Here is a 14261-nt window from a genome sequence, read left to right on the forward strand (position 1 = left end):
CGGGTCGCCGGGGCGCAGTTCGCGGCGGGCGACGGCGGCGACGGCGGCCAGGTCGTCGGGACGGCGGTCGGGGCTGCGGTCCGCGCGCAGCAGCGGGAGCTGGACGGCGAGGACGAGGGCCACGGCGAGGACGCCGGTGGTGACGGCGTGGGGCAGCAGCCGCGGGAGTCTCGCCGCGAGGTGGTCGGCTCCGGCGGCCGCGAGCAGCGGGGCTCCGGCGAGGGCGTACAGGACGTAGCGCTCGTCGTAGAGCGGCCACCAGTGGGACACGGTCAGCAGCACCGCCGGGGGCACGGCCACCAGGGGCAGGGCGACGGCCGTGAGCGAGAGAGTGCCGCGCGGGGTCCGCTCGGGCCGGAACGCGAGGGCGGCGAGGACGAGGTACGGCACGATCACGAGCCGGGCCGGGCCGGTGAACAGCCCGAGCAGCCGCCTCGCGCTGGCGAGGCCGGTGCGCGGCAGCCAGGCGACCTGCGCGGACTGGCCGTGGGAGACCAGGAGGAGGGGCGCCAGCACCAAGGCCGTGGCCGCGGCGGCGAGGGTCCAGGCCCGCCACACCCGCGCCGGTACGCGGGCGAGCGCCAGTGTCGTGGCGTGGGCGAGGAGCAGCAGCAGGGCCATTTCGTGCAGCAGGCAGGTGGCGGCGGCCGTCGCTCCGTAGGCGAACCAGGGGCCGGACCCGGTGGAGCGGGCGGCCTCGACCAGCAGCAGGGTCGCCCCGGCCGCCCCGGCCGCGACGAGCGCGTAGGAGCGGCCCTCCTGGGCGAAGTGGCCGGTCATGGGCGTGACGGCGTACAGCAGGCCCGCCCACAGGCCGACGCGCGGGCGGCCCAGCCGGACACCGAGCACGGCCACCAGCCCGGCGGTCGCGGCGGCGCCGCAGACGGAGGGCAGGCGCAGGGCGACCTCGCCGGGGTGGGAGGCGAGAACGGGGTGCATGAGGAGGTAGTACAGGCCGTGCACGGCGTCCACGGAGTGCAGCAGGTGCCAGATCTGGGGCACCGAGCGCTGGGCGACCTGGAACGTGACGGCCTCGTCGCGCCACATGCCGCCGCGGTCGAGCCCCCACAGGCCGATCGCGAGCATGGCCAGGACGGGCACGAGGACGGACAGGACGACGGCCGCCACCTGCCGGCGCCGGTCGGCCCGGCGCCGGGCCCGGCCACCGGAGGCCCGGCCACGGGGGGCCTCGGCACGCCGGACGGCCGGAGGCGGGGCGGTCGGGCACCCGGCCGCCGGATGCCTCGCCGTCGACAGCCTCATCCACGCATACACCATGGAGGCGATTTTTTGCTATTAACAACCTTTAGTCGGTATTGACGGCCTATTACACGGTATGACCCATCCATGCGGCTTACGATCCGGGCTTCATGAGCCCCTTCCGGAAGCACCGCACGCCAGGACGCGTCCGCGCCCTCGCCGCCGCCTGGCTCGCCACCCGCGCCCTGATGCTGTGGCTCCTCGCCCACGACCGGTTCGCCCCGCTCGGCGGGGGCGGAGTGTCGCGCGAGGTGGGCCATCTGTACTTCCACTGGTACGGCGTGCTGTCCCAGGGCGCGTTCCCGGCCGGCGACCGGCTGTGGCAGTACCCGCCGGGGGCCGGGCCGGTGCTGCTCGCTCCCGGGCTGCTGCCGGGGCTGACGTACTTCACCGCGTTCGTGGCCTGCGTGCTCGCCGCCGACGCGGTGATCGCCGTCGCCCTCACCCGCGCCGGGCTGCGGCCCGGGCGCAGTCCGAGCGGCGCCCGGCTGTGGGTGCTGGGCCTGCCCCTGCTGCTGCACATCCCGCTCGCCCGGTACGACGTGCAGGTCACCGCCTTCGCCGTCGTCTCCCTGCTGGCCCTCTCACGCCGCCCGCGCGTGTGCGGCGCGTTCGCCGCGATGGGGGCCGTGGTGAAGGTCTGGCCCGCGCTGGCGCTGATCGGAACCCCCCGGGGCCGGGGGACCCGCGAGGTGTGGACCTCGGCGGCGGTCACCGCGGCCGCGCTGCTCGCCGTCCTCACGGCCGCCTTCAGCGGCCCCTTCGACTTCCTGCGCCAGCAGAGCGGCCGGGGTGTCCAGATCGAGTCCCTCGGCGGCACGGTCCTGGGCTTCGCGCGCCACGCCGGCTGGCCGGGCACGGCCCGCTACCAGTACGGCGCGATGGAGTTCGTCGGTCCGTACACCGGCGCGGTCGCGGCCTGCTCGCTCGCCCTGACCGTCGCCGCGTTCGGGCTCGTGCTGCTGTGGCGGGTCCGCGCACGGCGCTGGACGACGGCCACCCCGTACGACGCGGCGCTCACGGCCGTCCTGCTGTTCACCGTGACCAGCAGGGTGATCAGCCCCCAGTACATGGTGTGGCTGCTGGGCCTCGCCGCCGTCTGCCTGACCTCGCGGCACACCACGCAGCGCCCGGTCGCCGCGCTGATCCTGGCGGCGACGGCGGTCAGTTCGGTGGCGTACCCCGGGCTGTACGGCGAGGTGGTGCACAGCACCTGGACGGGCTGTCTGCTGATGCTCGTACGCAACGGCCTGCTGGCGGCCGCGGCGGGGGTGTCCTTCGTACGGCTGTGGCGGTCGGGCCTGCCCACGGCCGCGCCGTGCCGCGGTGGGCCGGTCGGGCGGGAGCGCGGCACTCACCGGATTCCCACCGGGCTCCGAACGCGACAGTGACCGCCCCTTGACGGAGAATTACCCGCAATCCCTACGATTCCGGCCCGTGGATCACATGAACCCTCACCAGGCGAAGGTCAGCGTCGTCGTCATCGGGTACGACGACGCCGCCCATGTGGCGGACGCCGTGCGCTCGGCGCTCGCGCAGGGTCCCGCCGTGCGCGAGGTGATCGCCGTGGACGACCGCTCGACGGACGGCAGCGCCGCCCTCCTCGACGCCCTCGCCGCAGGGGAGCCACGCCTGAGAGTGATCCACCGGCCGGTCAACAGCGGCGGCTGCGGCAGCCCCCGCAACGACGGCGTCGACGCGGCGGACTCCCCGTACGTGATGTTCCTGGACAGCGACGACGTCCTGCCGGCCGGCGCGGTGGACGCGCTGCTCGGCGCCGCCGAGGAACACCACGCCGAGGTCGCCGCCGGGCTCTGCGTACGCCGGGAACTGCCCTCGGGCCGCGAGGTCCCCTGGGAACGCGCCCTCTACGCGCGGCCCGCCCTGATATCCCGCCCCTCGCGCCGCCTCCGCCTCGCCCACGACACCCTCTGCGTCAACAAGCTCTACCGCACCGGCTTCCTGCGTGAGCACGGCATCCGTTTCCCCGAAGGCCGCCACCCCTACGAGGACTTCGTGTTCACCGCGCGGGTGCTGGCCGCCGCGCCGCGCATCGCGCTCATCCCCGACACGGTCTACATCTGGCACGTACGACGCACCGCCGACCGCCTGTCCATCTCGCTCGACCGCGCCGGCATCGACAACTGGCGGGCCCGCACCGAGGCGAACCGGGAGGCGTACGAGATCCTCCTGGGCGCCGGGGAGAAGCGGCTCGCGCGGGCCGTGCGCGCCAAGTTCCTCGACCACGAACTGCGGATGTACACGCGCGAACTGGAACTGCGCGCGCCCGGCTACCGCAGCGCCTGGTGGGACCACACACGGGCGTACCTGTCGACGTTCGACGCGGACGACTTCGGCGTCAACCCCTCGGCCCCCGGCCGCCTCGTCGCCCGGGTGATCCTCGCCTGCCCCGCCCCGCGCGACCTGCCCCGCCTCAGGGAACTCGCGGCCCGCCCGGCCCGGCTGCTCCCGCCCTACACCCGCGACGGCGACGGCGTGCCCGTGTGGTCCGCGGATCTCCCCGAGGTGACCCTGGAGCACTTCCTGGGCCGGCCCGCCCATCTGCTGCCCGCCGCCGTCGACGCGGAACTGCGCCCCCGCGCGCGGGGCACCCGGCTGCGGCTGCGCCTGCACGAGCTGTACGGGCGGATGGCCGAGGCGGGTCCCGTCTCGGTGGACGTGGCGTTCGTCCACCGGGAGGAGGGGCGGGTGGGCCTGCGCGGCAGGGCGGCCCTGGTGGCCGACCGTCACGGCGGCTCCTGGTGCGCGGAGACCCCGGTGGCGCTGTCGGCGCTGGGCGCGGGCGTCTGGGATGTGCGCCTGGCCGTGCGCTTTCACGACGGTACGAGCCGGGAGGTGTCGGCGCACGCGCTCGGCGGCCCGGGTCTGCTGCGCCGCCGCGCGGTCGCCGACGCTCACCACGGGGTTCTCCTCGTACAGCCCTACCGGACGCACGCGGGGGCACTGGGGCTGCGGACGGCGTCCGGCCTGCGAGGCATGACCGCAGTGGTGTCCCGCAGGCTCCGCCGCCTGCTTCACTGATACGCGGACGCGGGGACGCGAGGCGCGGACGCGGACACCGTCAGGCGCGCCCGCCCTCCCCACCGCAGGCACGACGTCCGGCACCACGGACTCACTCACGAGGGGAACGGCCGCACATGACCTGGCTGATCACCGGCGGCGCCGGCTACATCGGAGCGCACGTCGTCCGCGCGCTGCGCGAGGCGGGCGAACAGGCCGTGGTCTACGACGACCTGTCCACGGGGATCGCGGAGCGGGTGCCGTCGGACGTTCCGCTCGTCGTCGGCTCGACCCTGGACGGCGACCTGCTGGCCCGGACGCTCGCCGGGCACTCCGTCACCGGTGTCGTCCACCTGGCGGCGAAGAAGCAGGTCGGCGAGTCCGTGGACCTGCCCCTGCACTACTACCGGGAGAACGTCGAGGGCCTGCGCGTCCTGCTGGAGGCCGTGACCGCGGCCTCCGTGACGGCGTTCGTCTTCTCGTCCTCGGCCGCGGTGTACGGCATGCCGGACGTGGACCTGGTGACGGAGGAGACACCGTGCGCGCCGATGAGCCCGTACGGCGAGACGAAGCTGGCGGGCGAGTGGCTGGTGCGAGCGACCGGCCGCGCGACGGGGCTGTCCACGGCCTGCCTGCGCTACTTCAACGTGGCGGGCGCGGCGACCCCGGAGCTGGCCGACCTGGGCGTCTTCAACCTCGTCCCCATGGTCTTCGAGAAGCTGACGGACGACGCCGCGCCGCGCGTCTTCGGCGACGACTACCCGACGCCGGACGGCACCTGCGTCCGCGACTACATCCACGTGGTCGACCTGGCCGAGGCGCACGTGGCCGCGGCCCGCGCCCTGACGGCCTCCCCCGGGGCCTCCCTGACCCTCAACATCGGCCGCGGCGAGGGGGTTTCGGTGCGCGAGATGATCGACCGCATCAACGCGCTCACCGGGTACGACCGGCCCCCGGTCACCACCCCGCGCCGCCCCGGCGACCCGGCCCGCGTCGTCGCCTCCGCCGACCGCATCGCCGACGAACTGGGCTGGAAGGCCCGCTACGACGTGGAGGACATGATCACCTCGGCCTGGTCGGGCTGGCTCCGCCACCACCCGGCCGCGAGCCGGAGCTAGGTCGTGTCCGCAAAGTCGCGTCGTCCGCCCGCAGGGCGGGCCCGGCGGCGGCATGGGGGTCCCCCCTGCTCGAGCGGAGCCGAGAGCTCGGGGGAGCGTGCTCTCGGCGTGCCGGGCGCAGACCCTCGTACTGGACGTACTTGGGTCTTCGCCCGGTGCGGCGAGTGGGGGTCCCCCCTGCTCGAAGAGCTTGGGGGAGCGTGCCAGGCGTCGCCGGGCAGACGAGACTTTGCGGACACGACCTAGGCCTGCCGATCGGACCGGCCGGCAGGGCGGCAGCTGACCGGAGCGTCCCGGCGTCCCCCTGACGGCCGCCCCTCCCTTCCCCCGTACGCTCGCCCCATGACGGCCACCGGCACCATCCTCGGCTCCGCGGTGGGCGACGCCCTCGGCGCACCGTTCGAGTTCGGCCCGGAAGGCGCGTTCACCCGGCGCTTCCCGGTGCCCGGGAACGACGGCGAGATGTGCGGGGGCGGCGGCTGGGACCCGGGTGAGGCGACCGACGACACACAGATGGCCGTCCTGGTCGGCGAGTCGCTGCTCCGGCACGGCCGCCTCGAACTCCCGGACGTCTTCGACCGGTTCCGGCGCTGGGCGGCGGCCGACCCCAAGGACATCGGTCTGCAGACCGAGGCGGTCCTGACGAGCGGCGACCCCTGGGATCTGGCGGCCGCCCTTCACTTCCAGACCAGTCAACGCGGCGCCGGGAACGGCTCGTTGATGCGGGCGTCCACCTCCGCCGTGTTTTTCGCCCCGTACGGCAAGGACGCCACGATGTCCGCCGCGCGGCGCGTCGCCGCCCTGACCCACGGCGACCGTGCCGCCTGGGAGGGCACCGCGATCCTCCACGAACTGGTCCGCGTCGCCCTGCTCGGACAGGACCCCCTCACCGCGCTCCCGGACACGCTCGACGCCGTCCACCCGGACCACCGGGCCCGCTACGCCACGGTCCTCGGCCGCGACTGGCACCCCGATCTGGCGACCGAGTTCAACGGGGCCGTGTGGCCCTGTCTCGGCTCGGCCGTGTGGGCCGTGCGGACCACCGGCTCCTTCGAGGACGCCGTGCGCGCGGCGGTCGATCTCGGCGGCGACACGGACACCGTCGCGGCGGTGACGGGTGCGCTCGCGGGGGCGGTGTACGGGGAGGGCGCCGTGCCCGCCCGCTGGAGCGAGCCGCTGCACGTGCCCCTGCCGGGTTTCGGCGGGCGCGTCCTGCGGGCGGCCGAGCTCATCGATCTCGCGGTCCGGCTGTCCGGGCGGCCGCCCGGCGGGGAGCGGCCGGCCGGGGAGGAGTCGGGCTGAGCGGGGATCGCCCGGGTCGGCGAGCCGGGATCACCTGGGCCGCTGAGCCGGGATCCCGAGCTCGCCGGGCGGGGGGTACCCCGGGTCAGAGGGCCTTCAGGGCCGCCGCCGTCGCACGGGCCAGGCTGGCCAGGTAGCCCTTCGGGACCTTGGGGCCGCGGACGACGACCGCGCGCCAGTACAGCGGGCCCGACATCAGGTCCAGCGCGAGTTCGACGTCGACGCCCGCACGGATCTCGCCCCGCTCGACGGCCGACGCGACGATCCCGCTCGCCACCGACTGCTGGCCCTCCCGCAGCGCGGCCTGCATGGCGTCCGCGATCTCGGGGTTGCGGGCCGCCTCGGCCTGGAGGTCGGGGATGATCTGGCCGGCCACCGGGTGCCGCAGAGCGCGCGAGGTGACCTCGTACAGCAGCCGCAGGTCGCCCTCCAGGGAGCCGGTGTCGGGCGCGGGCAGCCCCTGGACCGCGATCGCCGAGACCAGGTCGAGCACGAGATGGAGCTTGGAGCGCCAGCGCCGGTACACCGCGGTCTTGCCGACGCCGGCGCGGCGGGCGATGCCCTCGATGGACATCCGGGCGTAGCCGACGGACGCGAGCTCCTCGAAGACGGCGGCGCGGATCGCCTCGGTCACGTCCTCACGGAGGACGGCCGCACCGGCGGGAGCCCGGCGGCGCCTGGGCTTTCCGTCGGCAGGCGCGGGCGTGGCGGCACTCGCGGCTGCATCGGCGTTCGTCGTCATACGGACCAGCATAGGGCGTTACGACGAAACGGTTGCGTTCCGACGTCGACTGGGCCTACTCTCGCGTTACGACGATACGGTCCCGTTCCGACGCAAGAAAACGGCAGGAAACGCCGTGGGAAACGTCCCGGGACCGACCGCGCGCCCCCACCCCCCGAGCGAAAGCAACGGATGTGAGCCAGGTCCTCAACACACCGCCCCCGACAGCGTCATCGGTCCCCCCCGCCGACGACGCCGCGGCCATCGCCGCCCGGTACGGCCTCACCGTCAGCGGCGCGCGCCCGAGCCTGCCCGCGTACATCGGCCAGCTGTGGGCACGGCGCCACTTCATCACCGCGTTCGCCACCGCCAAGCTCACCTCGCAGTACAGCCAGGCCAAGCTGGGCCAGGTGTGGCAGGTGATGACCCCGCTGCTGAACGCGGCGGTCTACTACTTCATCTTCGGCGTGCTGCTCGGCACCAGCCACGGTGTGCCGGACTTCATCCCGTTCCTGGTCACCGGCGTCTTCATCTGGACCTTCACGCAGAGCTCGATCATGGCGGGCACCCGGGCGATCTCCGGCAGCCTCGGCCTGGTCCGCGCCCTGCACTTCCCGCGCGCCGCGCTGCCGGTGTCGTACGCGATCCAGCAGCTCCAGCAGCTCCTGTTCTCGATGGCCGCGCTGGTCGTCATCCTGCTGTGCTTCGGCGTCCCGGTGAGCGCCTCGTGGCTGCTCGCGGTGCCCGTGCTGGTGCTCCAGTTCACGTTCAACGCGGGCGTCGCGATGGTCATGGCGCGGATGGGCGCCAAGACGCCGGACATCGCCCAGCTCATGCCGTTCATCCTGCGCACCTGGATGTACGTCTCCGGTGTCATGTGGAGCATCGACAAGCTGCTCAAGAACAACCACGTGCCGCACTGGGTGGAGATCGCGCTCGCGAGCAACCCGGCGGCCGTCTACATCGACCTGATGCGCTACTCGCTGATCGACAGCTTCCACGCGCACCATCTTCCGCACCACGTCTGGGCACTGGCGGTGGGCTGGGCGGTGGTCGCCGGCGCCGGCGGCTTCATCTACTTCTGGAAGGCTGAGGAGACGTACGGCCGTGGCTGACATCATCGCGCAGGACACCCAGCCGCAGGACACCGCGAGCGCGGCGACGGCCGCCCCCGTGGCCGACGCGGAGCGCATCCCGACCGTCATCGCGGACCGCGTCGACATCGTGTACCGCGTCAACGGCACCGGTGCCGGACGGGGCAGCGCCACCGCCGCGCTCAACCGCATCCTGCGCCGCGAGCAGTCCGAGAAGGCGTCGGGCGTCCGCAAGGTCCACGCGGTCAAGTGCGTCTCCTTCACCGCCTACCGCGGCGAGGCCATCGGCCTGATCGGCACCAACGGCTCCGGCAAGTCCACGCTGCTCAAGGCGGTCGCGGGCCTGCTCCCGGTGGAGAACGGCATGATCTACACCGACGGCCAGCCCTCGCTGCTCGGCGTGAACGCGGCCCTCATGAGCGACCTCACCGGCGAGCGGAACGTCTACCTCGGCGGCCTCGCCATGGGCATGTCCCGTGAGCAGGTCAAGGAGCGCTACGAGGAGATCGTCGACTTCTCCGGCATCAACGAGAAGGGCGACTTCATCACCCTGCCGATGCGGACGTATTCCTCCGGCATGGCGGCGCGGCTGCGGTTCTCCATCGCGGCGGCCAAGGACCACGACGTCCTGATGATCGACGAGGCCCTCGCGACCGGCGACCGCTCCTTCCAGAAGCGCTCCGAGGCCCGCATCCGCGAGCTGCGCAAGAGCGCGGGCACGGTGTTCCTGGTCAGCCACAACAACAAGTCGATCCGCGACACCTGCGACCGCGTGCTGTGGCTGGAGCGCGGCGAGCTGCGCATGGACGGCCCGACCGAGGACGTCCTCAAGGAGTACGAGAAGTTCACGGGCAAGTAGGCGCACCGGGTCCGTCGAGCACGTGACCCGCGCAGTGACCCGGGGCGGGGCCGTCGACGGCTCCGCCCCGGACTCGTTCCTGGCTCACTCCGGGCTCACTCCGCCCGTTCAGCGCTCCAGGAACGCGAACAGGTCCTCCCACCCGCGGACGACCGCCTCCGTCGTGAAGCGCCGGACGTTCGTGCGCGCCGCGTCGCCCATGGAGTCCCGCAGCGCCTTGTCGGACATCAGCGTGTCCAGCCGGCGGGCCAGTTCACCGGTGTTGCCGAGGGTGGCCAGCAGGCCGTCCTCGCCGTCCCGGACGATCTCGCGGACGCCGGGCGCGCAGTCGAAGGCGGCGCACGGCAGCCCGGCGGCCATCGCCTCCATGAGGGCGAGCGGGAAGCCCTCGCCGCGCGAGGAGAGCACGAAGACCGAGCCGCCGCGCAGCGCGCCCGGGACATCGCTCGTCCGTCCCATCCAGTCGACCGAGTCGTCGAGTCCGAGGGCGGTGCACTGCTTCCTCAGGATCTCCTCGTCCTCGTCCTCGCCCGAGCCGTAGATCCGCAGCCGCCAGCCGGGGTGGAGCGGGGCGGCCTCGGCCCAGGCGTCGAGGAGCATGTCGATGCCCTTCTGGTCGGTCAGCCGCCCCACGCTGACGACGGCGTTCCCGGTACGCGGCGAGGGCACCTCCGGCATGAACGGAAGGGGGTTCGGCATGAAGGACACGTTGTTCATGCCCTGCCCGATCCAGAGGTCGGCGTCCTCCCGGGTGAGCGCGAGCATCCGGTCGACGTCCTTGTAGTGCTTCAGAACCCGGCGGAAGCGCGAGGTCGTCCGGCAGTACTCGTAGGACTCGTGGCTCATCCCGATGACGGTCATGCCACCGGTGTCGGCGAGCTCCACCCACTCCATGGCCCACACCTGGGTGACGATCACGACAGCACCCGGGCGCGCGGTCCGGAACAGCGCGGTCAGCTCGGCGGCCTTCTCCCGCATGCCGGCCGCCCGCTCGGCACGCAGCCTCCGCTCCGCGACGTCGAGCCGCCCCCTGAGACCCCGCGCCGGTCCCACGTGGGGCGGGTGGATGTCGTACAACGTCGTGGTGGCGTACGGGAGTTCGCCGAGTTCCTGCGGGACGGCGGGCTCGGTGACGCCCACGACGTGCACGCGGTGACCGCGCTCGGTGAACAGCCGGGCCATCTGGTGCGACCAGCTCGTCACCCCGCCGAGTTCGTCGACGCTGTTGGAGACGAAGAAGACGTCCCGCTGCGGGCCGGTCATCCGCGCCTCCCGTGCCCGAAGAACTGGTCGACGACGCTGCGGGCCGCCGTCCCCTTGTCGTACTCGCCGAAGTCGGCGAGGAACTGCTCGCGCCTGGGCGCGTACTTGACGCTCTGCTCCTCCAGCGAGCCGAGGACGGTGTGCAGTTCGTCCTCGGTCCGCACCACCGGCCCCGGCGCCCGCTCCAGCAGGTCGAAGTAGGTTCCGCGGTCCTCGTGCACATACGCGTCGTAGTCGTAGGCGAAGAAGAACATCGGGCGGTCGAGGAGGGCGTAGTCGAACATCACGGACGAGTAGTCGGTGATCAGGGCGTCGGCGAGGGCGAGCAGCGGGGTCATGTCGTGGTGGGCCGTGACATCGACGACCCGGCCGCGCACGGACGGCGGGAGCACGACGTGGTTCAGATAGTGGGAGCGGACCAGCAGGACGTAGCGGTCGCCGAAGGTGTCGGCGAAGCGCTCGACGTCGAAGGGCAGCTCGAACCGCTTCTTTCCGTTGCCGCGGCTGCGGAACGTCGGGGCGTACAGGAGGATCTGGCGGTCGTCGGGGATGCCCAGCTCCGCCGCCAGCGGGCCGCGTTCGCGCCCGCCTCCGGCCGCCTCGCGCTGCCTGGCCCGCACGAGCGCGTCGTTGCGCGGGTATCCGACCCGCAGCAGGGTCCGCTCCTTCAGCCGGAACGCCCGTGCGAGGGTGCGCACGTCGTGCTCGGAGCGGATGAGGAAACGGTCGAAGCGGTCCAGTACCTTCTGCTGTTCGGCCTGCCCCTCACGGGACTTGAGTTTCCATTCGGCCTCGTCGAAGCCCATCCGCTTGAGCGCGGAGCCGTGCCACGTCTGGATGTACGTCGTGCCCGGCCGCTTGGTCAGTTTCAGCGGGTAGCTCTGGTTGTCCACCCAGAACTCGGCCTGCGCGAGCGCTCTGAGGTAGGGCAGCGACCAGCGGCGTACGAGGGTGGCGTCGTCCGGGAAGCCGGCCGTGCTGTCGGTGTACGACCAGACCGGCTCGAACTCCAGCCCCTGGCGGCGCATCTCCTCGTAGATCGCCCGGGGGCTGTCGCTGTACTGGCGGCCCAGATGGCTCTCGAAGACGACGAGCCCCGTGCGGACGGGCAGCCGGCTGAAGACCTCGTGGTAGATGCGGATCTTGGTCTCGCCGGAGGTGAGTTCCTTGCGCAGGGAACGGGCCTTGCGGTAGCCGGTCTTGGCGAGCGTGGCGGCCCGGCCGTGCACTCCGCGCCGTACGACGACGTTCGCCTTCTTGTCGGGGACCAGCCGGAAGGAGAGATGTCCGCGTGCGGAGACGACCGGCTCCATGCGGTCGGCGACCAGCCGGGTGAGCCGGGGCCGGACGGGCAACTGCCCGGTGACCAGGCCGGGTTCGGCCGCGGTGATGCGTGTGCCGGTGCGCACGCCGTCGACGTCGAGGTGCAGCCGTACGTCCCACACGGCGTCCACGATGCCGAGCGGCCGTACGGCCAGGAGGTTCGCCGAGCCCTCCCAGGCGATGGTCTCGCCCGCGTGCCACACGTACGCCACGGGAAAGCGGAAGGTCTGGAAGCGCACTCCGGGGCGGCGGGCGTAGAACTCCAGCTCGCCGGTGAGCCGGGCGCCGGGCGGGATCACACCGAGCGGGTTGGTGACGCGCCCGGCGAGCCGGACGGTGCCGCCGGTGCTCTCGTACGAGGTCAGCGTGTTGCGCAGGAACATCCGGTCGACCGGCTTGATGTGGTGGCCGAGGTCGGTGACGTCCAGGACATGGCGGCCGAAGGGGTCGTCGAGATGCTCGGCGCACCAGTACACGCGGCCGTCGCGCTCGACGAGCGGCGAGGAGATCTTGTCGCGGTTGGTGAGCGTGTCCACGGCCGGCAGCAGGTTGTCCCAGTCGCTCACCTGGAGGAGGTAGGCGCAGATGGCCTGGATGGGCTCGGTCTCGTCGAAGGCCGCGCGGTCGATCGACTCCAGGTACCGCCGGGCGATCGCCGCGAACTCCTCACGGAAGGCCGCGTCCCGGAAGGGCAGTTCGCGCAGGTGCAGGACGAGGTCGTGCTTGAGGAACTTGACGTCCTTGGCGAACTTCAGCTCCAGGAGGCCCTTTTCCGCGAGGAGTTGGTCGACCCTGCGGTGGATCTCCATGCGGTGCGTGAAGTTGGCGATCTCGTCGCGCCGGTTGCTGATGGACTTCGCCTCCGCCTTGTCGGAGACCCGCCAGTCGTACACCCGGTTGGGGATGAGGGTGATGCGGCGGGCGGTGGCGTAGGCCTGGGCGGAGAAGAGCAGGTCCTCGTAGTGGATGCCGACCGGGAAGCGCAGGCCCTCGTCGAGCAGGAACCGCCGGCGGTAGCACTTGTTGGTCGACAGGGTGTCGAAGACCAGCAGGTCGGGCAGTTCGGAGACCGCCTCCAGGGTGCGGGTGCGCCGGTACAGCCAGGGGTACCACTTGACCTCCTTGCGCGTGCGCGAGTCGACGTGCACGCGCACGCACAGGCCGGAGACCAGGTCCGCGCCGGTGGACTCCGCGGCCTCCAGCATGTTGCGGCAGGCGTTGCGCTCCAGGACGTCGTCGCTGTCGAGGAAGACGACGTAGGTGCCGCGGGCCTCGGTGATGCCGCGGTTGCGGGGGGCGCCGCAGCCGCCGCTGTTCTCGGGCAGCCGGCAGGCGCGGACCCGGCCGGGGTGCGCCGCGGCCAGGCCGCGCGCCACCTCGTACGAGCCGTCGGTGCTCCGGTCGTCGACGACGATCACCTCGACGTCGTGCAGCGTCTGGTCCAGGACGGAACGCACGGCCGTGGACAGCCGGGCGGCGTCGTTGTAGACGATGACGACCACGGAGACCGCAGGTCTCCTGGGCCCGGACCCGGTGGACGCGCGGCGCTCGGCGGACGCGCGAGGTTGATCCTCGTTCATCCTATTAATCGTAGTCAGTGCAGCCCGTTTTGGGGCGCTATCGACCGTTCCTCGCGTGTTGGAAGACCCACGTCCGGTACATCACGAAGCGGAACGCCGAGGCCAGGACGATCGACAGCACCTTGGCGATGTTCGAGCCGAGCGGACCGCTCATGCCCAGACCCTGATAGCCGGCGTAGAACAGCACGCTCTCCATGGCGACGCCGAGCCCGCTGAAGGCGAAGAAGAGAGCGATCTGGCGCCGGGTGCGCGAGGCCCGGTCCCGGTAGGCGAAGTAGCGGAAGCCGAGGTAGTTCGTCCCCATGGCGACACAGCTCGCGACCACCGTGGCGACCATCGGGGCCCACCGCAGGCCATGCAGCGCCAGATTGAAGAAGAGGACGTTGACGGCGACCCCGCTGCCGCCGACGACGGCGAACCGGGCGACCTCCAGGGCGAGCCGGCGGGCCCTCGGGACACTCGGGACGGAGCGGGGGCGGACGACCGGGGCGGGCAGGGTGGCGACACGAGCCCGGCCCTCGGAGAGATGCACTGTCACGGGTCCGGATCCTCCACAGGTCTGTCCGTCGGTCGAGCCCACCCTAAGCTAAATGTCCTATTTACCAGGTATAGGTAAATCGCGAGCCGGAGTTTCTTCGGAGAATCACCAGAGGCCGGCAAGAAGGCCGGCGCGCGGCCTCCCCCGCGCGCGAAACGGGGGCGCCCCGAGCCATGACCGGC

General features: G+C 72.4%; 11 protein-coding genes. 6 read left to right on the forward strand and 5 right to left on the reverse strand.

Annotated elements, in window-relative coordinates:
• On the reverse strand, positions 1-1263 hold a 1263-nt coding region (locus ACWEBX_RS33130; RefSeq protein ID WP_451888464.1), incomplete at its 3' end, for a glycosyltransferase family 39 protein.
• Between the two features lie 107 nt (positions 1264-1370).
• Here ACWEBX_RS33130 and ACWEBX_RS33135 point away from each other — a divergent pair.
• The 4 genes from ACWEBX_RS33135 (at position 1371) to ACWEBX_RS33150 (ending at position 6701) form a co-directional block, all read left to right on the forward strand.
• Positions 1371-2651: a glycosyltransferase 87 family protein gene (locus tag ACWEBX_RS33135; RefSeq protein ID WP_451888465.1), complete on the forward strand. Its 1281-nt coding sequence runs from the start codon at positions 1371-1373 to the stop codon at positions 2649-2651.
• Between the two features lie 55 nt (positions 2652-2706).
• Positions 2707-4302, forward strand: coding sequence for a glycosyltransferase family 2 protein (locus ACWEBX_RS33140; protein WP_451888466.1), 1596 nt, complete (start codon positions 2707-2709; stop codon positions 4300-4302).
• A gap of 116 nt (positions 4303-4418) precedes the next feature.
• Positions 4419-5399, forward strand: a complete 981-nt coding sequence (gene galE / locus ACWEBX_RS33145) for a UDP-glucose 4-epimerase GalE (RefSeq protein WP_451888467.1) — start codon at positions 4419-4421, stop codon at positions 5397-5399.
• 342 nt (positions 5400-5741) lie between these two features.
• The gene (locus ACWEBX_RS33150; protein WP_451888468.1) at positions 5742-6701 is read left to right on the forward strand and encodes an ADP-ribosylglycohydrolase family protein; all 960 of its coding nucleotides are present in this window, start codon (positions 5742-5744) and stop codon (positions 6699-6701) included.
• 85 nt (positions 6702-6786) lie between these two features.
• On the opposite strand, the gene ACWEBX_RS33155 is transcribed toward ACWEBX_RS33150, so the two are convergent.
• Entirely contained in the window at positions 6787-7455 is a 669-nt protein-coding gene (locus ACWEBX_RS33155; RefSeq protein WP_451888469.1) for a TetR/AcrR family transcriptional regulator, read from the reverse strand.
• Positions 7456-7616: 161 nt separating this feature from the next.
• On the opposite strand from ACWEBX_RS33155, the gene ACWEBX_RS33160 reads away from it, so the two are divergent.
• A complete protein-coding gene (locus tag ACWEBX_RS33160; protein ID WP_451888470.1) occupies positions 7617-8537 on the forward strand; it encodes an ABC transporter permease in 921 nt (306 codons plus the stop codon).
• A gap of 58 nt (positions 8538-8595) precedes the next feature.
• Positions 8596-9375 carry an ABC transporter ATP-binding protein gene (locus ACWEBX_RS33165; RefSeq protein ID WP_451888474.1) on the forward strand — a complete coding sequence of 260 codons (780 nt, stop codon included), beginning with the start codon at positions 8596-8598 and terminating at the stop codon, positions 9373-9375.
• A gap of 108 nt (positions 9376-9483) precedes the next feature.
• Here ACWEBX_RS33165 and ACWEBX_RS33170 read toward each other — a convergent pair whose 3' ends face one another.
• The 3 genes from ACWEBX_RS33170 to ACWEBX_RS33180 are packed head-to-tail and all read right to left on the reverse strand — an operon-like array spanning position 9484 to position 14079.
• Positions 9484-10638: a glycosyltransferase gene (locus ACWEBX_RS33170; protein ID WP_451888471.1), complete on the reverse strand. Its 1155-nt coding sequence runs from the start codon at positions 10636-10638 to the stop codon at positions 9484-9486.
• On the reverse strand, positions 10635-13541 hold the full coding sequence (locus ACWEBX_RS33175; RefSeq protein ID WP_451888472.1) for a bifunctional glycosyltransferase/CDP-glycerol:glycerophosphate glycerophosphotransferase: 2907 nt from the start codon (positions 13539-13541) through the stop codon (positions 10635-10637). The genes ACWEBX_RS33170 and ACWEBX_RS33175 overlap by 4 nt, the downstream gene beginning before the upstream one ends.
• A gap of 37 nt (positions 13542-13578) precedes the next feature.
• Positions 13579-14079, reverse strand: coding sequence for a GtrA family protein (locus ACWEBX_RS33180; RefSeq protein WP_451888473.1), 501 nt, complete (start codon positions 14077-14079; stop codon positions 13579-13581).
• Between the last annotated feature and the right edge of the window lie 182 nt (positions 14080-14261).

This window comes from Streptomyces sp. NPDC005070 (assembly GCF_053600395.1).